This window comes from Pseudomonas capeferrum (assembly GCF_000731675.1).
GTDB lineage: Bacteria > Pseudomonadota > Gammaproteobacteria > Pseudomonadales > Pseudomonadaceae > Aquipseudomonas > Aquipseudomonas capeferrum.
In genome coordinates, this window is record NZ_JMIT01000003.1 from 547575 (window position 1) to 569086 (window position 21512).

Below are 21512 nucleotides of genomic sequence, written 5' to 3' on the forward strand. Positions count from 1 at the left end.
GATAGCAAACCCGCCGTGGGTTATGCTTCTGCCCTGACCTGTGCAATGGAAGACCTTGTGACTGGACCGACGCCACTGGATAAACGCTGGCTCACCGAAGCGGTGCGCCTGCGCGAGGAACACGCCGGCCCCCTGGAAGACCAGGAGGCCAACCGCCGCGCCCGCCAAGTCGGCGGCGACCTGGCGGCCCGTATCGAGACCCGTGCGCTGTTCCTGGCCGAACGCGACGGCATGGCGACTGCCCTGCGGCACTGGAAACAGGGCGCACGCCTGGCACTGCTGGCCCTGCTGATCGTCGCTGCCTTCAGCGGCGCGGGCCTGGCCTTCGCGGCCCTGGGGGACGGCCAACGCCCGGTGAATGTGTTCTGGGCGCTGGGCAGCCTGCTTGGGCTGAACCTGCTGATGTTGCTGGGCTGGGCGATCGGCCTGGGCCTGAGCGGCGAACACGGCGCAGGCCTGGGCCGCCTGTGGCTGTGGCTGAGCGAACGCTTTGCCCGCGATGCCAAGGCCGCGCACCTTGCGCCGGCGCTGCTGGTGCTGCTGCAGCGCCAGCGGCTGAACCGCTGGCTGCTGGGCGTGCTGGTGCACGGCTTGTGGCTGCTGGCGATGAGCACAGCGCTGGGCATGCTCGTGGTCCTGCTGGCTACCCGGCGCTATGGCTTTGTCTGGGAAACCACCCTGCTCGCCGCCGAACCGTTCATCCATCTGACCCAGGCGCTCGGCGCCCTGCCTTCGCTGCTGGGCTTTGCGGTGCCGGACGAAACCCTGATCCGCGCCAGCGGCGACACGCTGCCGGCCCTGGACCTGGCGCGCCAGGCGTGGGCCAGCTGGCTGCTCGGCGTGGTGCTGGTGTATGGCCTGCTGCCGCGCCTGCTGTTGGCCGGGTTGTGCCTGTGGCGCTGGCGCCAGGGCCGCGCGCGCCTGGCGCTGGACCTCAGCCTGCCCGGCTACGCAGCCCTGCGCGAAAGCCTGATGCCCCGCAGCGAACGCATCGGTGTACAGGATGCCGCGCCCGAAACCTTGCCCCACTTCGCTGCCGGCCAACTGGAAAGCGGCAGCAGCGGTGCCCTGCTGGTCGGCCTGGAGCTGGACGACCAGCGCCCCTGGCCGCCCGCCCTGCCCAGGAACGTGACCGATGCCGGTGTGCTCGATAGCCGCGAGTCACGCAACAAGCTGCTCGAACAACTGAGCCGCTTTCCGCCTGCGCGCCTGGCCATCGCCTGCGACCCGCGCCGCTCCCCCGACCGCGGCAGCCTGGCGCTGCTCGCCGAACTGGCACGCAATGCCGGCGCCACCCGTATCTGGTTGCTGCAGGCGGCGCCAGGTCAAGCCCTGGATGCCGAGCGCCTGGGCGACTGGCACGAAGCCCTGGACCGTCTCGGCCTGCCCCACGCCGACACCTCGCCCCTGACCTGGCTGGAGCATGGCCATGACTGAGCCGCTGAAACTGGCCGTGGTCGGCCATACCAACGTTGGCAAGACCTCACTGCTGCGCACCTTGACCCGCGATGTGGGCTTTGGCGAGGTGTCTCACCGCCCCAGCACCACGCGCCATGTGGAAGGGGCGCGCCTGTCGGTGGACGGCGAGCCGTTGCTGGAGCTGTACGATACCCCCGGCCTGGAGGACGCCATTGCCCTGCTCGACTACCTTGAGCGGCTGGAGCGCCCGGGCGAGCGCCTGGACGGCCCGGCCCGTCTGGCGCGCTTCCTTCAGGGCAGCGAGGCGCGCCAGCGCTTCGAGCAGGAGGCCAAGGTGCTGCGCCAGTTGCTGGCCAGCAATGCTGGCCTGTATGTGATCGATGCCCGCGAACCGGTGCTGGCCAAGTACCGCGACGAGCTGGAAGTGCTGGCCAGCTGTGGCAAGCCCCTGCTGCCGGTGCTCAACTTCGTAGCCAGCAGCCAGCACCGCGAGCCCGAATGGCGTGAAGCCCTCGCCCGCCTTGGCTTGCACGCCTTGGTGCGGTTCGACAGCGTGGCGCCGCCGGAAGACGGCGAACGCCGCTTGTACGAAAGCCTGGCCTTGCTGCTGGAAGACGCTCGCCCTGCCCTGCAACGGCTGATCGACGACCAGCAGGCGCAACGCCAGGCCCGCCACCACAGCGGTAAACGCCTGATCGCCGAGCTGCTGCTCGATTGCGCCGCCTGCCGGCGCAGCGTGGTGGCCGAGCCTGCTGCCGAAGCCAAGGCCATCGAAGCGCTGCGCCAGGACGTGCGCCAGCGCGAGCAGCGCTGTGTCGAGGCGCTGCTCAAGCTGTACGCCTTCCGCCGTGAGGACGCCCATGCCAGCGATTTGCCGTTGCTGGACGGGCGCTGGGGCGATGACCTGTTCAACCCCGAGACCTTGAAGCTGCTGGGTGTGCGCCTGGGCAGTGGCGTTGCGGCGGGTGCTGCGGCGGGTGCCGGGGTCGACCTGCTGGTCGGCGGCCTCACCCTTGGCGCCGCCGCCCTGGCCGGGGCCATCGCCGGCGGAGCGCTACAGACGGCACGCAATTATGGGTCGCGGTTGATGGGCAAGCTCAAGGGCCAGCGCGAGCTGACCGTCGACGATACGGTGTTGCGGCTGTTGGCGCTGCGCCAGCAGCAGTTGATGGTGGCCCTGGACAATCGCGGGCATGCGGCGCAAGACAGCATTCGCCTGGGCGAACTGGATGAGAAGGCCTGGCGCGAGGGCAAGTTGCCTGAGGCCTTGATCAAGGCGCGGGCGCATCCGCAATGGTCGACGCTGAACCCAGGGGCACGGGTGAATCAGGCAGAACGGCAGGAGCAGTTGGAGGCGTTGGTTTTGCAGATTTGAGTGTTGTGAGTGGGAGGGAGGTGCATACCTTGAGGGGTGTAGCGCCTCAAGGCATGCACCTCCCAGCCCCTACGCCCTCACTGCTGCGCCACCTTCTCCGATTTGCCGTCATAGCGCTTGCGCCACTCGGCAAGAATCTCGTCGCGGTGCTTCGAAGCCCAGGCAAAGTCGTTCTTGATCAGACGCTGCTCGTAATCCGCTGGCAACTCGGTCTGCGGCTTGGCAATCCCCGGTGCAGCCAGCACCGCGAAGTTCTCCTTGTACAACTCCATCGCCGCGGGGCTGGCCGAGAAGTCAGCCAGCCGCCTGGCCGCATCGGCCTTTGGCGTGCCCTTGATCACTGCCGTCGCCTCGATCTCCCAGCCCAGCCCCTCTTTCGGCAGCACGATGTCCAGCGGCGCCCCCTGGCGCTTGAGCTGCACGGCCGGGTATTCGAACGAGATACCAATCGGGAACTCGCCCGCCGCCGCCAACTTGCACGGCTTGGAACCCGAATGAACGTACTGGCCGATGTTCTGGTGCAAGGCGTCCATATAGGCCCACCCCTGCGGCTCGCCAAAGGTCTGCAGCCAGGCACTGACATCCAGGAAGCCGGTACCGGACGAGGCCGGGTTAGGCATGACGATCTTGCCCTTGTATTCAGGCTTGGCCAGGTCCTGCCAGCTTACCGGCTTGCTCAGGCCCTGCTTTTCGGCCTCGATGGTGTTGAAGCAGATGGTCGCGGCCCAGACGTCCATGCCCACCCACGCCGGCGGGTTGGCGGCGTCGCGGTAGTTCGCCGAAATCTTGCCCAGGTCCTTGGGCGCATAGGCGTCGAGCATGCCGTTCTGGTCGAGGATGGCCAGGCTGGACGCCGCCAAGCCCCAGACCGCATCGGCCTGCGGGCGGTCTTTCTCGGCCAGCAGTTTGGCGGTGATGATGCCGGTGGAGTCGCGTACCCACTTGATCTCGATGTCTGGGTTGGCCTTTTCGAAGGCCTGCTTGTAGGTCTTGAGCTGCTCGGCTTCCAGCGCGGTATAGACCGTCAGCTGGGTCTCGGCGGCCGAAGCCTGTAGGCTGAACACGGCAGAAACGGCAGCGGCAAGTGCAAGGTGCTTGAACATGGTGGGGTTCCTTACAGGTCAGGCGGTCGCGGCGCGTTGGCGCCAGGCTTGGGAGCGGCGCAGCAGGCCGCGCGAGGCTGCGGCCAGCAGCAGTGAAGCGCTGGCACTGGTCAGCAGAATCAGGGTCGACATGGCGGCGGCACCGCCGACGTTGCCCGCGTCGTCCATGTTCAACACGGCGACGGCGGCAAGGATGGTGTCGGGGCTGTATAGGAAGATCGCCGCCGACACGGTGGTCATCGCCGAGACGAACAGGTAGCGAATGATGTCCAGCAGCGCCGGCAGGCAGATCGGCACCGTCACCCGCAGGAAGTGCCGGTACAAGGGCGCCTTGAGCGACAACGCGGCGGCCTCGAACTCGCCGTCGAGCTGGCGCAGGGCGGTGGTGGCGGTCATCTGCGCGGTGGTCAGATAATGGGCGATGGTGCAGATGACCAGCAGCCCCATGCTGCCGTACAGCAAATGCAGCGGGTTGCCGCTGAGGTTGAAGAAGAACACGTAGCCCAGGCCCAGCACCAGGCCCGGCACTGCCATGGGGATGAAGCTGAGCAAGCGCAGCGCCTGGTTGAGCAGGCGTTGGCCCTGGGTCTTCTCCATCAGGTAGGCACCGCTGAAGATCACGACGCTGCCGATCAGCGCCGTGCCGATCGCCATGGTCACGCTGTTGCGGTAGGCCAGCCAGCCGCCACCGGCAGTGTCCTCGAACATGTAGTGCTTGAGCGACAGCGAGAGGTTATAGGGCCAGAACGTGACCAGCGACGAGTACACGGCCATGCCGATCACCAGCAACAGGGCCGCGCAGACCAGCACGACGATGGCCAGGAAGCAGGCATCGCGGCGGCGCGAGGGCTTGGGCTCGAACACTTGCGCACGTCCACTCATGGCCTCGCCCTGGCGTCGGCGCAACCAGGCATCGACGGCAAAACTCAACAGTGCCGGCAGCAGCAAGACCATGCCGATCAGTGCGCCGCGGCCAAACTGCTGCTGGCCCACGACAGCTTTGTAGGCTTCCAGGGCCAGCACCTGATAGTCGCCGCCGACCACGACCGGGACGCCGAAGTCAGTGATGGTCAAGGTGAACACCAGGCAGAAGGCCGCGAACACTGCCTGGCGTGTGGCAGGCCAGGTAATGCTGGAAAACGCCCGCCAAGGCCCGGCCCCCATGCTGGAAGCAGCGTCGAACAGGCGCGCATCGGCCAGTGACAGGGCTGACAGCAGAATCATCAGCGCATGCGGGAAGGTGTAGATGGCCTCGCCCAGCACGATCCCCCAGAAGCCGTAGATGTTGTCGCTCAGCAGCCCGCGCAGCAGGCCCTGGTTGCCGAACAGGTAGACCAGCGCAATGGCCGGCAGCATCGACGGCGCCAGCAGCGGCAGCAACGAGATACCCCGCCACAGGCCCTTGGCCGGGATCAGGGTGCGCTGCAAGGCGTAGGCGAACAGGTACGCCAGCGGTACCACGATGGCGGCAACGGTGAGTGCCACCGACAGGCTATTGCCGAGCAGCCAGTGGAAGCCCTCGCTGGTGAACAGTTCACGCGCTGCCGCCAGGCCGCCACCCTGGCCAGCCTCACCGCTGAAGCCGCGCCAGAAGATCGCCAGCAGCGGCATCAACACGGCCAGCACCAGCAACATCAGCAGCAACCACTTGCCACCGACGACGAACAATCGGTCACCGAGGGCGACGCCACGTTCGGACGCAGCCTTGGCCTGGGCCAGCGGCAGGGACATTGGCGCGGCCATCTCAGGCAAACACCTGCAGGCTCTGCGGTGGCAGCGCCACCCAGATGTCCTGCGAGCCCAGCCGCGGCATGGCCTCGGGGGCCAGTTCGGCCAGCAATGCATGGCCGGGCAGGTCTTTGAGTTCGAAGCTCATGCGGCAGCGGTTGCCGAGGAACGTGATCTCGCGGACCTTGGCCGCAAACAGGTTTTCTTCGTGCACCACCGGGTTGACGGTGATCGCCTCCGGCCGGCAGAACAGCCGGCCGCTGCTGGCTCGCGCCGAGCCGGGGGTCAGGCGCATGCGCATGCCACCGACCTGGGCCTGGTTGTCACTGCTGCGCTGAAACGGCAGCCAGTTACCCTGGCCCACGAACTCGGCCACAAAGGGCGTGGCGGGCTGGTCGTAGATTTCCTGCGGCGTGGCGTACTGCTCGACCTGGCCGTTGTTCATCACCGCGATGCGGTCGGCCATCAGCATGGCCTCGTCCTGGTTGTGGGTGACCATCAAGGTGGTGATACCCAACTGGCGTTGCAGTTGGCGCAGCTCGGTGCACAGGTGCTCGCGAACCCGCGCATCCAGCGCCGACATCGGCTCATCCAGCAGCAACAACGAAGGTGCCGGCGCCAGGGCACGCGCCAGGGCCACACGCTGCTGCTGGCCGCCAGAAAGCTGGCCGGGGTACTTTTTTTCGCTACCGGACAGGCCAACCAGCTGGAGCATTTCAACCACCCGCTGGCGCGCTTGCTCACGGCCACTGCTCATCAGGCCGTAGGCGATGTTGGCTTCGACGGTGAGGTTGGGAAACAGCGCGTAGGACTGGAACAGGATGCCGTAGTCGCGGGCTTGGGGTGGCAGCTCGGAGATGTCGCGCTCACCGATGTACAGCTCGCCGCGGTCCTGGCGTTCGAGGCCGGCGATGCAGCGCAACAACGTGGTCTTGCCGCAACCGGATGGGCCGAGCAGGCACACCAGCTCGCCCGCGGCGATGTCCAGGGAGACATCGTTAAGCGCCGTGAAGGCGCCGAAGCGCTTGTGGATATTGCGCACTTTCATTTGTGCGCCCGAGGTGGCGTGGTTCATGGCAGGGCCTCATCGAAGAGATGGGGCCATGCTAGGAAGGCTGTGCGACGGTTCTGTGGCGTTCAGGCAAAAGCTGGCGATAGTGGTATAGGCAGATTTTGTATCTGCACCACTGACCTAGAACTGTGAACCGGCTACTTCTTGTGCAACCCCCAGAAACGCTGCAGGCAAACGCGCCTGGCGCCGCTCCTTCAGGCAGTACAGGTATTCATGCATCAGCGGCGCCCCCTCCAGCACCAACACCCGTAATTCGGGGTTGTGCGGCACTTCATGTCGGGCGATCACACTGATGCCGATGTTGCGCAGCACCGCCTCACGGATCGACTCGCGGCTGCCGATTTCCAGCAATGTTGCGGCCTTGACGCCCGCCTCCTGCAGCATCTGCTCGGTCAGCTTGCGCGTGGTCGAGCCCTGCTCGCGCATCAACAGGCAATGCCCGGCCACCACGTCGATGGACACCGCCTGGCGATGGGCCAACGGATGGTTACGGTGTACCGCCACCACCAGCGGGTCGGTGCCCAGCACGCGGCGCACCAGGCGTGCATCCTCCAGCAGTTGCGACGAGGCAGCGATATCGACCCGGTAGTCTTCGAGCATTTCCAGCACTTGCTGCGAGTTGCCGATCTCCACCGTCACATCCACCTGGGGCAGGCGCTCACGGAAGATCTTCACCAGGTCGAGAATGTAGTAAGGCGCAGTGGCCGCGATGCGCAGGCTGCCCTGGGCCTGGCCACTGTTGCGCAGTTCGAACTCGATGTCGGCCTCTTGCTGCAGCAGCGCCTTGACCATCGGCAGCAGGCGCACGCCCTCCTCGCTCAGCACCAGGCGCCGCCCGCCACGGTAGAACAGCTCCACCGCGTACTGGGCTTCGAGGTTGCGGATCTGCGTGGTCACCGTGGGCTGGCTGAGCCCGAGCTTCTTCGCCGCCAGGGTGATGCTGCCCAGGCGGGCCACCATGTAGAAGGCTTTGAGCTCGGAACTCTGCATGCACGTCCTCTATTTGCGCAAAAGGCGCAAGCCGTTGAACACCACCAGCAGGCTCACGCCCATGTCGGCAAACACTGCCATCCACAAGGTGGCCATGCCGGCAAAGGTGATCGCCAGGAAAATCGCCTTGATGCCCAGGGCCAGAATGATGTTCTGCCTGAGAATCGCCGCACTTTGGCGCGACAGCCTGACGAAGGCCGGGATTTTGCGCAAGTCGTCGTCCATCAACGCCACATCGGCCGTCTCGATGGCGGTGTCGGTACCAGCAGCGGCCATGGCAAAGCCGATTTCGGCACGGGCCAGGGCCGGCGCATCGTTGATACCGTCGCCGACCATGCCCACCCGATGGCCCTGGCTGTACAGCGCTTCGATGGTCTTGAGCTTGTCGTCCGGCAACAGGTTGCCTTCGGCGCGATCGATGCCGACCTGGGCGGCGATGGCCTCGGCGGTATGGGGATTATCACCGGTCAGCATGACCGTCTTGATACCCAGCTCATGCAGCTCGGCGATGGCCTGGCGACTGCTTTGCTTGACCGTGTCGGCCACGGCGAACAACGCCAGCGGGCCGCTGCGGTCGAGCAGCAAGACCACGGTCTTGCCCTGACGCTCCAGTGCATCCAGCTGCGCCTCCAGCGCCGGCGAGCACAGGCCCAGCTCCTCCACCAGGCGGTGATTACCCAGGTGGTAGACCTCGCCCTCGATCACCCCGCGCACACCACGCCCGGCCAGGGCGGCGAAATCGCCCACCTCGCTCAAGGCCAGCCCTTGTGCCTTGCCGAACTGGGCAATGGCACGCGACACCGGGTGGTCCGAACGCTCACCCAGGCTGGCAGCCAAGGCTTGGGCACGGCCTTCGAACAGAGGCTCCAGCACCTTGGCGTCGGTCTGCACCGGCTTGCCGTGGGTGAGGGTGCCCGTCTTGTCGAGGGCCAGGTAATCCAGCTTGCGCCCGCCCTCCAGATAAACCCCGCCTTTGATCAGGATGCCCTTGCGCGCCGCTGCGGCCAGGCCACTGACGATGGTAACCGGGGTAGAAATGACCAGTGCACACGGGCAGGCCACCACCAGCAGCACCAGCGCACGGTAGACCCAGTCGAACCAGGCGCCAGCCAGGAACAGCGGCGGGATCAGCGCCACGGCCAAGGCCAGGGCAAAGACCACCGGGGTGTAGATACGCGAGAACTGGTCGACGAAGCGTTGGGTGGGCGCACGGGCGCCTTGGGCCTCCTCGACAGCCTTGATGATGCGCGCCAGCGTCGATTGCCCAGCGGCGGCAGTTACGCGGTACTCCAGGGCACCGGCCTGGTTGATGGTGCCGGCGAACAGCTTGTCACCCATGGCCTTTTCCACAGGCAGGCTTTCACCGGTGATCGGCGCCTGATCGACGCTGGATTGCCCGCTGGTGACTTCACCGTCCAGGCCGATGCGCTCACCTGGCCGTACCCGCACCTGGGCACCGATGGCCACCTCACGCACCTCCACTTCACGCCACTGGCCATCGGCCTGCTGTACCGTCGCCATGTCGGGGGTGAGTTGCATCAGGCCGCTGATGGCATTGCGGGCCCGGTCCAGGGAGCGCGCCTCGATCAACTCGGCGACCGTGAACAGCACCATCACCATGGCCGCTTCCGGCCACTGGCCGATCAACACCGCGCCGGTCACGGCAATGCTCATCAAGGCGTTGATGTTGAGGTTGCGGTTTTTCAGGGCGATCCAGCCCTTCTTGTAGGTGCCCAGGCCGCAACCCAGGATTGCCGCCAAGGCCAGCGCGGCCACCAGCCACTCAGGCGCCAGCCCGGTGAAATGCACCACTTCCGCGGCAATGGCGGCAACAGCGGACAACCCCAGCGGCCACCAGCGGGTCTTGCTTGGCGAGGCGCTGGCGGCCGTTGCCGCGTCCCCTTCAATGAGGGGTTCGGCCTTCATGCCCAGGCTGTCGATGGCCCGTTCGATCTCGGCGGTGCCGCCCAGCGTGTGACGCACGCCAAGTACGCGGTTGATCAGGTTGAATTCCAACTGCTCGATGCCCGCCAGCTTGCCCAGCTTGTCCTGGATCAGCGTTTGCTCGGTGGGGCAGTCCATGGCCTCGATACGGAAGCGGCTGAGCTGTGCGTCGCCGCTGGCTTTTTCGCTCAACTGCACCAACGCCGGGGCGGCGGCGCTACCGCAGCAGCTGTGGGCGTGGTGGTCATGCTTGTGGTGGGGGCTGGCAGGCTGGTTCATTGGGTCATCCTTAAAGTGAGCCTGTTGCCAAGTGAACACCCTGTAGCCACTATAGGGTCAAGCCATCCGCTGGAGATTTCGCGATGAAGATTGGAGAACTGGCAAAAGCCACCGATTGTGCCGTGGAAACCATCCGCTATTACGAGCGTGAGCAGCTGTTGCCAGAGCCGGCGCGCACCGACGGCAATTACCGGCTCTACACCCAAGCCCACGTCGAGCGGCTGACCTTTATCCGCAACTGCCGCACCCTGGACATGACCCTGGACGAGATCCGCAGCCTGCTACGCCTGCGCGACAGCCCCGAAGGGTCGTGCGGCAGCGTCAATGCGTTGATCGATGAGCATATCGCCCATGTGCAGGCGCGGATCGATGGGTTGGTGGCGTTGCAGGAGCAGTTGATGGAACTGCGGCAGCGGTGCAATGCGCAAGGGAATGAGTGCGCGATCTTGCAGCAACTGGAGGTGAACGGGGCGGTATCGTTGCCGGAAGGTGAGCATTCGCATGTGGGACGAAGCCACGGGCATTGAGCATGCTGGGGGTGCTTTGCCCCCCAGCAATTGCGAAGGTTAAACCGCCATCGGCGCCGTCATCGGCGCATGGTGCTCATACCCTTCCAGGCTGAAATCACTCGGCTCGATCTGCTCCAGCCACTGCGGCTCATACTTGCCGGTCTCGGCAAACGCTGGCACGCGGTCGCTGATCACCAGCTTCGGCGCTTGCAGCGGCTCGCGTTTGAGCTGTTCGTTGAGCATGTCCAGGTGGTTCTCATACACATGGGCATCGCCAATGAAATACGTGAACCAGCGCGGCGTGTAGCCGGTCAGGCGGCCGAACAGCGACAGCAAAGCCGCGCCCTCGGTGAGGTTGAACGGCGTGCCCAGGCCCAGGTCGTTGGAGCGAATGTACAGGGTCAGGGAAATTTCCCGAGTCTCGGCATTCGGGTGGAACTGGTACAGCAGGTGGCACGGCGGCAGGGCCATTTCATCCAGCTGGGCGCAGTTCCAGCCGTGGAACAGGATGCGCCGGCTGCCCGGGTCGTTGGCGATGGTGTCCAGGCACTGGCGCACCTGGTCGATGGCCTTGTACAGGATGACAAAGGCCTGGCCGTCTTCCTCGTCCTGGGCAATCTTGCGGAACCCCTGCTTTTCAGCCATTTCGATGGCCGCCGGGTTGCTCAGCGGTACACGCTTGTAGCCCGGCCACTGGCGCCACTGAACGCCGTAGATCTCACCCAGGTCGTCATGCCCCTGGCGGAACGGGTTGGCCAGCCACTGGGCGTTTTCGTTGGCGTTCTGGTCCCAGACCTTGCAGCCCAGGTCGCGGAATTCACCGGCGTTCTTCACGCCACGCAGAAAACCGACCATCTCGCCGATGGCCGACTTGAACGCCAGCTTGCGCGTGGTGATGGCCGGAAAGCCCTTCTGCAGGTCGAAGCGCAGCATGGCGCCCGGCAGGCTGATGGTGCGGATGCCGGTGCGGTTTTCCTGCAGGGTGCCGTTTTCGATGACGTCACGGACCAGGTCAAGATACTGTTTCATGGCTTACCTGTAGCAAGAACGGCAGGGGGATCGCCCCTGCCGTCGGGAATCAGATGGCGGGTGTCGCCGTGGGTTTGCGATTATAAGCCCACCAGATCAATCCGAGGCCGGCCAGAATCATCGGGATGCAGAGTATCTGACCCATGGTCAGCCAGCCCCAGGCGATGTAGCCCAGCTGGGCATCGGGTACCCGGACGAATTCGACGATGAAGCGGAAGATGCCGTAGAACAGCGCGAACATCCCGGAGACCGCCATGGTTGGCCGCGGCTTGCGCGAATACAGCCAGAGAATCAGGAACAGCGCCACGCCTTCCAGGGCGAACTGGTACAGCTGCGACGGGTGGCGTGGCAGTTGCTCAGGGTCGCTGAACGGCGGGAACACCATTGCCCACGGCACGTCGGTGGCCTTGCCCCACAGCTCGGCATTGATGAAGTTGCCGATACGCCCGGCGCCCAGGCCGATCGGTACCATCGGCGCGACGAAGTCCATCAGCTCGAAGAAGGTCTTGTTGTTGCGCTTGCCGAACCACAACGCCGCCAGCATCACGCCGATGAAGCCGCCATGGAACGACATGCCGCCCTTCCACACCTCGAAAATCAGCGTCGGGTTGGCCAGGTAGGCGTGCAGGTCATAGAACAGCACGTAGCCCAGGCGACCGCCGACGATCACCCCCATCGACAACCAGAACACCAGGTCGGACAGCTTTTCACGGGACCAGGTGGGGTCGAAGCGGTTCAGCCGACGCGAGGCGAGCAGCCAGGCGCCGCCAATACCGACCAGGTACATCAGGCCGTACCAGTGGATTTTCAGTGGCCCGAGGGCCACGGCCACGGGGTCTATCTGCGGGTAAGGCAGCATGGATATTCCTCTAGTTTCAAATCAGCGAGCTAAATCAAAAAGCTGAGGCCGACGCAGAACAGCAACGCGGCGAACAGACGCTTGAGCAGGCGTGGCGACAGCTTGTGCGCCAGGCGCGCGCCGAAGCGGGCGAAAAACATGCTGGTCACGGCGATGCCGAGCAGCGCTGGCAGGTACACGTAACCCAGGCTGTGCGCCGGCAGGTGCTGTTGGTGCCAGCCCAGCCACATGAAGCTCAGGGCACTGGCCAGGGCAATCGGCAGGCCACAGGCCGAGGACGTTGCCACCGCCTGCTGCATGGGCAGGCTGCGCCAGGTCAGGAACGGCACGGTCAACGAGCCGCCACCGATACCGAAGATCGCCGAAGCCCAGCCAATCACCCCGCCTGCTGCGGTCAGCGCGGGCTTGCCAGGGATGCCGCGGCTGGCCTTGGGCTTGAGGTCCAGGGCCATTTGCGCGGCGATGATCAGGGCGAACACACCGATGATCTTCTGCAGCAGCGGGCCCTGGATCAAGGATGCGGTCTTGGCGCCGACGCCGGCGCCGAGCAGGATGCCCACGGTCATCCAGGCGAAGATCGGCCATTGCACCGCTCCACGGCGATGGTGCTCGAGCACCGCATTGATCGAGGTGAAAATGATGGTTGCCAACGAAGTGCCGACTGCCAGGTGGGTCAATACCGAAGGGTCGAAGCCCTGCAAGGTGAAGCTGAACACCAGTACCGGCACGATGATGATGCCACCGCCCACGCCGAACAGCCCGGCCAGCACGCCAGCGCATGCGCCTAACAGCAGATAGAGTACGAACTCCATTCGTTGCCCCTGAGCAAATCAATCCGGCATGGTAACGGAAGCCGGGCTCGAGGCTCTAGTGAACTTCGTGACAGGATGGATCAGCACCGCCGCAGTGGGTACAGTGGCACAAAACACAGAGGCCCAACCGATGTGCCTGATCGTATTCGCCTGGCGGCCGGGGCATGCCCTGCCGCTGATCGTGGCGGCCAACCGCGACGAGTTCTATGCCCGCCCCACGCAGGCCCTGGCGGCCTGGGAGGATGCGCCTGGGGTGTATGCCGGACGTGACCTGGAGGCCGGCGGCACGTGGCTCGGCGTGGGGCCCCAGGGGCGCTTCGCTGCGCTGACCAACATTCGCGACCCTGGGCAGGCGCTTGGCGTGCGTTCCCGTGGGGAGCTGGTGGCGGCGTTTCTGCAGGGTGAGCTTGGCGTTGAAGCGTATCTGGACCAGGTGGCCAGCCGCAGCAGCCAGTATTCGGGGTTCAACCTGCTGGTGGGCGATGGTACGCAGTTGGGGTATCTGCACGCTCGAGACGCGGCGCCGCGTTTGCTGGAGGCTGGGGTGTACGGGCTTTCCAATGCCGGGCTGGATACGCCGTGGCCCAAGCTGGTCAAGGCGCGCGACGGCCTGGAACGGTTGCTGGGCTCAGCTGACCCGCAGCGTTTGCTGGCGTTGCTGGCCGATGGCGAGACGGCGCCTGAGGCTGAGCTGCCGGAGACTGGCGTGGGGGTAGCGACCGAGAAGCTGCTGTCGAGTGTGTTTATTGCCAGCCAGAATTATGGAACGCGGGCCAGTACGGTGCTGATCGTGGATGATCAGGGTGAAAGGCGGCTTATCGAACGCAGTTTCGGGCCGTTTGGGGGGCATTTGGGGGAAGTTGAGGTAATGGTCTGATAGAAGTGTTTCGGCAGTACCGGCCCCTTCGCGGGGCAGGTATCAAAGGGTCTTGTTGGCCCCAGGCCCGATCATCCGCGCCAGCCCAAGGTTCTTCAACGCCAGCTGCAACGAGCTGTGGATAACCTGCGGGTTGTCATGGCTCATGGCATCGGTCAGCAGTTCCTTGGCCTTGCTCATGTTGATCTGGCGCAGCATCCACTTCACCTTGGGCAGGTTGGTGGCGTTCATCGACAGGCTGTCGAAGCCCATGGCCATCAACAGTACCGCCGCCGCCGGGTCACCGGCCATCTCACCGCAGATGCTCACCGGCTTGCCCTCGCCGTGGGCATCGCGCACCACGGTATTGAGCGCCTGCAGCACCGCCGGGTGCAGGTAGTCGTACAGGTCGGCGACCCGTGGGTTGTTGCGGTCGACTGCCAGCAGGTATTGGGTCAGGTCGTTGGAACCGACCGACAGGAAGTCGACCTGCCGCGCCAGCTCCTTGGTCTGGTACACCGCCGCGGGGATTTCGACCATCACCCCAACCGGCGGCATCGGCACATCGGTGCCTTCGTCACGCACCTCGCCCCAGGCGCGGTGAATCAGGTGCAGGGCTTCTTCCAGCTCATGGATGCCGGAAATCATCGGCAGCAGGATACGCAGGTTGTTCAGGCCTTCGCTGGCCTTGAGCATCGCGCGGGTCTGGACCAGGAAGATTTCCGGGTGGTCGAGGGTGACGCGGATGCCGCGCCAACCCAGGAAGGGGTTTTCTTCCTTGATCGGGAAGTAGGACAGCGCCTTGTCCCCGCCGATATCCAGGGTACGCATGGTCACCGGCAGCGGGTGAAAGGCCGCCAGTTGCTCACGGTAGATCGCCAGCTGCTCTTTCTCGCTGGGGAAGCGCTGATTAATCATGAACGGCACTTCGGTGCGGTACAGGCCTACCCCTTCGGCGCCACGCTGCTGGGCACGTGCGACGTCGGCCAGCAGGCCGGTGTTGACCCACAGCGGCATACGGTGGCCGTCGGGGGTAATGCAAGGCAGCTCACGCAGTGCATCCAGGCCCTGCGCCAGCTGGCGCTCCTCCTCGACCACTTCGCTGTACTGCTTGCGCAGCACGTCGCTGGGGTTGGTGAACACCTCACCCTTGTAACCGTCGACGATCAGCTCGATGCCGTCGACCTTCGAATACGGCAGGTCGACCAGGCCCATCACCGTGGGGATACCCATGGCACGGGCCAGGATAGCGACGTGGGAGTTGCCCGAGCCCAGTACCGAAACCAGGCCGACCAGCTTGCCTTCAGGCACTTCGCCGAGCATCGCCGGGGTCAGTTCTTCGCTGACCAGGATGGTGTTGTCGGCGTACACCAGCGACTGCGAGCGTGCCTCCTGCAGGTAGGCCAGCAGTCGGCGGCCAAGGTCCTTGACGTCCGAAGCCCGCTCACGCAGGTAGTCGTCGTCCATCAGTTCGAAGCGGTTGACGTGTTCGCCGACCACCTGGCGCAACGCGCCCTGGGCCCACTGGCCGGTCTTGATGACCTCGGTCACTTCGCCACCCAGGGCGGCGTCCTCGAGCATCATCAGGTACACGTCGAACAAGGCGCGCTCTTCGGGGCGCAGCTGGGTGGCCAGCTTTGCCGACAGCTTGCGCATGTCGGCGCGCACGCCTTCAAGGGCGTTCTGGAACAGCTTGAGTTCAGCGTCGATGTCTTCGACGGTCTTGTCCGGCACCACTTCGAGGTCGGCCGGCGGCAGCATCACCACCGCACGCCCCACGGCAGCGCCTGGCGAGCCCGGCACACCGACGAAGCGAGCTTCCTGGATGCCCTTGCCCTGGCGGCCCAGGCCACGAATCGAGCCAGTCGCCTCGGCATGGGCGATAACCCCGGCGAGCTGGGCGCTCATGGTGACCAGGAAGGCTTCTTCGCCCTCATCGAACTGGCGGCGCTCCTTCTGCTGGATGACCAATACCCCAACCACACGACGGTGGTGAATGATCGGCGCACCCAGGAAGGAGGCGAATTTTTCTTCACCGGTTTCGGCAAAGTAGCGATAACGCGGGTGATCGGCGGCGTTTTCCAGGTTCAGCGGCTCTTCCCGGGTACCGACCAGGCCGACCAGGCCCTCGTTGGGGGCCATGCTGACCTTGCCGATCGAACGCTTGTTCAGGCCCTCGGAGGCCATCAGCACGAAGCGGTTGGTTTCCGGGTCGAGCAGATAGACCGAGCAGACCTGGCTGCCCATGGCCTCCTTGACGCGCAAGACAATGATCCCCAACGCCGTCTTGAGATCTTTGGCGGAGTTCACTTCCTGGACGATCTTGCGCAGCGTATTGAGCATGGCTCGGGGTCGAACTCCGTCGTCAGTCGCGCGTCAGCAGACGCGGTGCTAGCTCTTTCAGGGCGCGACGGTAGACCTCGCGCTTGAATGTCACAACCTGGCCCAGCGGGTACCAATAGCTGACCCAGCGCCAGCCGTCGAACTCCGGCTTGCCCGTCAGGTCCATCCGTACCCTTTGTTCATTGCTGACCAGACGCAGCAGAAACCACTTCTGTTTCTGGCCGATGCACAGCGGCTGGCTGTGCGTACGCACCAGACGCTGGGGTAAACGATAACGCAACCAGCCGCGGGTGCAGGCAAGAATTTCCACATCATCGCGTTCAAGGCCAACTTCTTCGTTCAGCTCGCGGTACAGGGCATCTTCCGGCGTCTCGTCAGGGTTGATACCACCCTGGGGGAATTGCCAGGCATCCTGGTTGATCCGTCGAGCCCATAGCACCTGCCCGGCATCATTCGTGAGAATGATCCCGACATTGGGGCGAAAACCATCCGGGTCGATCACGGCAGCAACCTCGCAAACGCATGTCACCGCATTGTTCCACAAAGCCTGCGAGCGCAGCAACGCGCCCGCCAAGCTTATGTGCAGCGAGGTGAAAACTCCGTATTCTGCGGGCCTACCCTGTGGCTGATGCGAGTGAACGCGATGCGCCTGGCTTTATTCGACCTGGACAATACCCTCCTCGGTGGCGACAGCGACCATGCCTGGGGTGACTATCTGTGCGAACGCGGCATCCTCGACCCGGTTGCCTACAAACAACGCAACGATGCCTTCTACCAGGACTACCTGCACGGCACCCTGGACCTGCAGGCCTACCTGGCCTTTTCCATGGAGATTCTCGCGGCAACGCCTACGGCCCAGCTCGACGCGTGGCACCGCGATTTCATGCGCGACTGCATCGAGCCGATCATCCTGCCCAAGGCCCTGGCATTGCTGCAGCAGCACCGCGAAGCGGGCGACAAACTGGTAATCATCACTGCCACCAACCGTTTCGTGACCGCGCCGATTGCCCGCCGTCTGGGCGTGCGCACCCTGCTGGCGACCGAATGCGAAACCCGTGATGGCCGGTTTACCGGGCGCAGTACCGATATACCGTGTTTCCGTGAAGGCAAGGTGACGAGGTTGCAGCGCTGGATGCTGGAAAACGACTATGACCTGGCAGACAGCTATTTCTATAGCGATTCGATGAATGACTTGCCGTTGCTGCAGCAGGTGACTCACCCGGTGGCAGTGGACCCGGACCCTAACCTGCAGGCGGAGGCGCAGCAGCGCGGGTGGCCGGTAATTTCGCTGAGGGATTGATGTTTTTCTGTGTCGGCCGCTTGGCGGATACCTGCGAAGCGGCCGGCAGCTTCAGACCGGCTTGGCGCCCATCAGCCCGGCAATCGACAGGAAGCACACCCCGCTGAACACCGCCAAGGCCAAGGTAAACCGCAACCCCACCACCTCTGCCTTGCGCAGCCGGTTCAAGCGCACCAGCAACCACCACACCGCCAATGCCCCGAAGGTATAGATGACGCTGGAGGCCAGCACCCAGGTCTGCCCCAGCGGCCAGCCTACCAGGTGCACCAGCCACCAGCCCGTGAACGGCATGCTCACCAGGCACAGGCCCATGACCAGCCAGACGAACACCAGCGGCCGCCGCAGCAATTTGCCGTAAGCCTCGCCATCGCCCAGCCTGCGGGCGCGAACCGTCCAGATCGCCAGGCCCAGCGCGCCCAGAAGCAGCAGCGCGGTGGCGAGGATGTGCAAGGTTTTGAGTGTGGTCAGGTGTTCCATGTTTCGATTTTCCTTGTGCAGGCCGTCAGCCCCAGCTTAGCCGCTCAGCCCAGAAACAGCCGGTAAGCCGGGTTCTCGGTCTCGTCCCAATACGGGTAGCCGATTTTCGCCAAGGCCGCCGGCACCAGGTGGCGCTCGTCCTCTGGCACCTGCAGCCCCGCCACCACACGCCCGTCGGCCGCGCCGTGGTTACGGTAGTGGAACATCGAGATATTCCAGCGCCCGCCCAGTTTGTTGAGGAAGTTGAACAACGCACCCGGACGCTCCGGGAACTCGAAGCGCAGCACGATCTCATCACTGGCACCGGCCGAATGGCCACCGACCATGTGCCGGATGTGCAGCTTGGCCAGTTCGTTGTCGGTCAGGTCGGTGACCGGGAAGCCCTGCTCGATCAACTGCTGCACCAGCACCGCGCGCGGGTCGTTGTCCGGGTGGGTTTGCACGCCGACGAAGATATGCGCCTCGTCGGAGGTGTGCTTGCGGTAGTTGAATTCGGTGATCTGGCGTTTGCCGATCGCTTCGCAGAAGGCCTTGAAGCTGCCAGGGCGCTCGGGGATGGTGACGGCGATGATCGCCTCGCGCTTCTCGCCCAGTTCGGCCCGCTCGGCCACATGGCGCAGGCGATCGAAGTTCACGTTGGCGCCCGAATCGATGGCGACCAGGGTCTGGCCGGTCACGCCGTACAGCTCGACATACTTCTTGATGCCGGCAACACCCAGCGCCCCGGCAGGCTCGGTGATCGAGCGGGTATCGTCGTAGATATCCTTGATTGCTGCGCAGATCTCATCAGTACTGACGGTAACCACCTCATCCACGTGCAGGCGGCAAATATCGAACGTGTGCTGGCCGATCTGCGCCACCGCCACACCGTCGGCGAACAGCCCGACCTGCGGCAGCACCACGCGCTCGCCCGCAGCCATGGCGGCCTGCAAGCAGTTGGAGTCGTCCGGCTCGACGCCGATCACCTTGATTTCCGGGCGCAGGTACTTCACGTAGGCAGCGATACCGGCGATCAGGCCGCCGCCACCGACCGGCACGAAGATCGCGTCCAGCCGGCCTGGGTGCTGACGCAGGATTTCCATGGCCACGGTGCCCTGGCCGGCGATGGTGTGCGGGTCATCATAAGGGTGGATATAGACGAAGCCCTTTTCGTCGACCAGCTTCAGCGAGTAGGCCAGCGCCTCGGGGAACGAGTCGCCATGCAGCACCACCTTGCCGCCACGCGAACGCACGCCTTCGATCTTGATCTCCGGGGTGGTCTTGGGCATCACGATCGTGGCCTTGATACCCAGCTCGCGGGCCGCCAGGGCCAGGCCCTGGGCATGGTTGCCGGCCGAAGCGGTGACCACACCGCGGGCCAGTTCTTCCGGGCTCAATTGCGCCAGCTTGTTGTACGCCCCACGGATCTTGAACGAGAACACCGGTTGCAGGTCTTCACGCTTGAGCAAAATCTGGTTGCCCAGGCGCTTGCTCAGCTGCCCGGCGCTTTGCAGCGGGGTTTCGACAGCGACGTCGTAGACGCGCGAGGTGAGGATCTTCTTGACGTACTGTTCGAGCATCGGGAAAGCATCACTGGCCGCAGGACAAGGGCTGCGAGTCTACCCCAGCGCTACGTCGGGCGACCACAGCAAAGCCGCGCAAGCCGTTATACTAAGCCCCTTTGAAACCTCCCCCGCCCCTCTCGGAGCCCGCATGACCCAGGACCAACTCAAACAGGCCGTCGCCCAGGCCGCTGTCGACTTCATTCTGCCCAAGCTGGATGAAAAGAGCGTTGTCGGCGTCGGTACCGGTTCGACCGCCAACTTCTTCATCGACGCCCTGGCTCAGCACAAGACCGCCTTCGATGGCGCGGTCGCCAGCTCCGAGGCCACTGCCCAGCGTCTGAAGGGCCATGGCATCCCGGTCTACGAGCTGAACAGCGTCAGCGAGCTGGAGTTCTATGTCGACGGTGCCGACGAGAGCGACGCGCACCTGAACCTGATCAAAGGCGGTGGCGCGGCCCTGACCCGCGAGAAGATCGTCGCGGCCGTGGCCAAGACCTTCATCTGCATCGCCGATGCCAGCAAGCTGGTGCCGGTGCTGGGCGCCTTCCCGCTGCCGGTCGAAGTGATCCCGATGGCCCGCAGCCACGTGGCGCGCCAGCTGGTCAAACTGGGCGGTGACCCGGTGTACCGTGAAGGCGTGCTGACCGACAACGGCAACGTGATCCTGGATGTGTACAACCTGCAGATCACCAACCCGGTCGAGCTGGAAGCGCAGATCAATGCGATCGTCGGCGTGGTCACCAACGGCCTGTTCGCGGCACGTCCGGCAGACCTGCTGCTACTGGGCACCGCTGAAGGCGTGCAGAGCCTGAAGGCCGAGTAACCGCTCCTTCGCGGGGCAAGTCGGATCGCCGAACCGCCGCGCCCATAGATCCCCGCCTTTTCAATCCAGCGGGGGCGTCTGTGGGGCGGGCTTTGCCCCGCGAAGCGGCCCTCAAGGCCATTCAATCTGCCGGCTGTTTGAACACATAGAACAGGTTCGGCTCACTGACCAGGTAAATGGTCCCGGCTTCGTCCATGGCGATCCCTTCCGCCTGCGGCACCGTCTGTTTCAACCCCTGGTACCCCTTGCGCAACGACAGGGTGCTCAGCGGCCTGCCCTTCACGTCGAGCTCCAGCACCAGCCGCGATTCGTCCGACAACGCCAGCAGGTGGCCGCTGCGTTCATCGAACTGCAAACTGGACAGATCCCGTACGAACAAACGCGAATCACGCTTGCGATCCTGCACCACATTCACGGCATAAGGCTGCTCGGGGTTTTCATGCGGGAAGCCATGCACTTCGTAGATCAGCATCGGGTCACGCTCCTTGGCCACGAACAAGCGCTTACCGGCCGAGTCGTAAGCCAACCCCTCGAAGCCCTTGTTGCCGTTCAGGCCAATGCCCAGGGTCAACTGCTCGGCATCGCCGGCATCGAGGAACAGCGTGTCGTCATCAAGGCGCACGCGAATCAGCCGCTGCTGGCGTTCATCGGTGATCACATAGCTGTTGGGCCCCACGTACTCCACCGCTTCCGGGTCGCCGAAGCCGGTCAGCGGCACCCGCCGCAGGATGCGGCCGTCCAGCGACAGCTCGATCAGCTCCGAGCGTGCATTGGTGACGGTGAACAGGGTCTTGCGGTCGGGGTCGTAGGTCAGGGCCGAAATGTCGTCATCCAGCCCCTCGACAGGCTGCGCCTCGACCACTACCCGATAGCGGTCCAGGCCAATGCCTTGTTCGGCAGGCTGCCACCAGGTCTTGAGGTTGAACCAGCCCCGCTCGAACAAGCGAAACTCTTGCCCGGCCCAACCGAGCAAGAGCAGGCCAATGAAGGCCGGGATCAGTGACAGGCGAAGAAAACGACGCATTTGAGGCAGACTCGACGAAGGGGTGA

General features: G+C 64.6%; 19 protein-coding genes. 6 read left to right on the plus strand and 13 right to left on the minus strand.

Features of this window, described 5'->3' with window-relative positions; genetic code table 11:
- Window positions 1-45 precede the first annotated feature (45 nt).
- Both PC358_RS20100 and PC358_RS20105 read left to right on the plus strand, forming a co-directional pair.
- Complete coding sequence (locus PC358_RS20100; RefSeq protein WP_033702056.1) at window positions 46-1437, plus strand: DUF2868 domain-containing protein; 1392 nt, start codon at window positions 46-48, stop codon at window positions 1435-1437.
- Entirely contained in the window at window positions 1430-2794 is a 1365-nt protein-coding gene (locus tag PC358_RS20105; protein WP_033702057.1) for a GTPase/DUF3482 domain-containing protein, read from the plus strand. The genes PC358_RS20100 and PC358_RS20105 overlap by 8 nt, the downstream gene beginning before the upstream one ends.
- A 77-nt stretch (window positions 2795-2871) precedes the next feature.
- On the opposite strand, the gene PC358_RS20110 is transcribed toward PC358_RS20105, so the two are convergent.
- From PC358_RS20110 to PC358_RS20130, 5 genes are all read right to left on the minus strand, one after another.
- Window positions 2872-3897, minus strand: a complete 1026-nt coding sequence (locus PC358_RS20110) for a putative 2-aminoethylphosphonate ABC transporter substrate-binding protein (RefSeq protein WP_033702058.1) — start codon at window positions 3895-3897, stop codon at window positions 2872-2874.
- 18 nt (window positions 3898-3915) lie between these two features.
- A complete protein-coding gene (locus PC358_RS20115; protein ID WP_033702059.1) occupies window positions 3916-5640 on the minus strand; it encodes a putative 2-aminoethylphosphonate ABC transporter permease subunit in 1725 nt (574 codons plus the stop codon).
- Between the two features lies 1 nt (window position 5641).
- Entirely contained in the window at window positions 5642-6700 is a 1059-nt protein-coding gene (locus PC358_RS20120; RefSeq protein ID WP_033702060.1) for a putative 2-aminoethylphosphonate ABC transporter ATP-binding protein, read from the minus strand.
- A 117-nt stretch (window positions 6701-6817) separates the two neighbouring features.
- Window positions 6818-7687 carry a LysR family transcriptional regulator gene (locus PC358_RS20125; RefSeq protein ID WP_033702061.1) on the minus strand — a complete coding sequence of 290 codons (870 nt, stop codon included), beginning with the start codon at window positions 7685-7687 and terminating at the stop codon, window positions 6818-6820.
- Between the two features lie 9 nt (window positions 7688-7696).
- Window positions 7697-9910, minus strand: coding sequence for a heavy metal translocating P-type ATPase (locus tag PC358_RS20130; protein WP_033702062.1), 2214 nt, complete (start codon window positions 9908-9910; stop codon window positions 7697-7699).
- An 83-nt stretch (window positions 9911-9993) separates the two neighbouring features.
- Between PC358_RS20130 and cadR the strand changes: the two genes are divergently transcribed.
- On the plus strand, window positions 9994-10437 hold the full coding sequence (gene cadR, locus PC358_RS20135) for a cadmium resistance transcriptional regulator CadR (protein ID WP_033702063.1): 444 nt from the start codon (window positions 9994-9996) through the stop codon (window positions 10435-10437).
- 39 nt (window positions 10438-10476) lie between these two features.
- Here the strand turns inward: cadR and PC358_RS20140 are convergent, their stop codons facing one another.
- From PC358_RS20140 to PC358_RS20150, 3 genes are read right to left on the minus strand one after another with little or no spacing between them, the layout of a single operon-like run.
- A complete protein-coding gene (locus tag PC358_RS20140; RefSeq protein ID WP_033702064.1) occupies window positions 10477-11448 on the minus strand; it encodes a thymidylate synthase in 972 nt (323 codons plus the stop codon).
- Window positions 11449-11497: 49 nt separating this feature from the next.
- Window positions 11498-12307 (minus strand): prolipoprotein diacylglyceryl transferase, encoded by an 810-nt coding sequence (gene lgt, locus PC358_RS20145; protein WP_033702066.1) that lies wholly within the window; start codon window positions 12305-12307, stop codon window positions 11498-11500.
- A gap of 29 nt (window positions 12308-12336) precedes the next feature.
- Window positions 12337-13119, minus strand: coding sequence for a sulfite exporter TauE/SafE family protein (locus PC358_RS20150; RefSeq protein WP_033702067.1), 783 nt, complete (start codon window positions 13117-13119; stop codon window positions 12337-12339).
- Between the two features lie 130 nt (window positions 13120-13249).
- Here PC358_RS20150 and PC358_RS20155 point away from each other — a divergent pair, with 130 nt between their 5' ends.
- The gene (locus PC358_RS20155; RefSeq protein WP_033702070.1) at window positions 13250-13996 is read left to right on the plus strand and encodes an NRDE family protein; all 747 of its coding nucleotides are present in this window, start codon (window positions 13250-13252) and stop codon (window positions 13994-13996) included.
- 42 nt (window positions 13997-14038) lie between these two features.
- Here the strand turns inward: PC358_RS20155 and ptsP are convergent, their stop codons facing one another.
- A complete protein-coding gene (gene ptsP / locus PC358_RS20160; RefSeq protein WP_033702071.1) occupies window positions 14039-16318 on the minus strand; it encodes a phosphoenolpyruvate--protein phosphotransferase in 2280 nt (759 codons plus the stop codon).
- 22 nt (window positions 16319-16340) lie between these two features.
- Window positions 16341-16820, minus strand: coding sequence for an RNA pyrophosphohydrolase (locus PC358_RS20165; protein WP_003249017.1), 480 nt, complete (start codon window positions 16818-16820; stop codon window positions 16341-16343).
- Between the two features lie 141 nt (window positions 16821-16961).
- Here PC358_RS20165 and PC358_RS20170 point away from each other — a divergent pair, with 141 nt between their 5' ends.
- Window positions 16962-17618: a histidinol-phosphatase gene (locus PC358_RS20170; RefSeq protein ID WP_033702072.1), complete on the plus strand. Its 657-nt coding sequence runs from the start codon at window positions 16962-16964 to the stop codon at window positions 17616-17618.
- Between the two features lie 51 nt (window positions 17619-17669).
- On the opposite strand, the gene PC358_RS20175 is transcribed toward PC358_RS20170, so the two are convergent.
- Both PC358_RS20175 and ilvA read right to left on the minus strand, forming a co-directional pair.
- Window positions 17670-18095 (minus strand): DUF2269 family protein, encoded by a 426-nt coding sequence (locus PC358_RS20175; RefSeq protein WP_033702073.1) that lies wholly within the window; start codon window positions 18093-18095, stop codon window positions 17670-17672.
- A gap of 44 nt (window positions 18096-18139) precedes the next feature.
- Complete coding sequence (gene ilvA, locus PC358_RS20180) at window positions 18140-19654, minus strand: threonine ammonia-lyase, biosynthetic (RefSeq protein ID WP_033702075.1); 1515 nt, start codon at window positions 19652-19654, stop codon at window positions 18140-18142.
- 133 nt (window positions 19655-19787) lie between these two features.
- On the opposite strand from ilvA, the gene rpiA reads away from it, so the two are divergent.
- Window positions 19788-20462, plus strand: a complete 675-nt coding sequence (rpiA, locus tag PC358_RS20185) for a ribose-5-phosphate isomerase RpiA (protein WP_033702077.1) — start codon at window positions 19788-19790, stop codon at window positions 20460-20462.
- A gap of 121 nt (window positions 20463-20583) precedes the next feature.
- Here the strand turns inward: rpiA and PC358_RS20190 are convergent, their stop codons facing one another.
- The gene (locus PC358_RS20190) at window positions 20584-21486 is read right to left on the minus strand and encodes an SdiA-regulated domain-containing protein (RefSeq protein WP_033702078.1); all 903 of its coding nucleotides are present in this window, start codon (window positions 21484-21486) and stop codon (window positions 20584-20586) included.
- Between the last annotated feature and the right edge of the window lie 26 nt (window positions 21487-21512).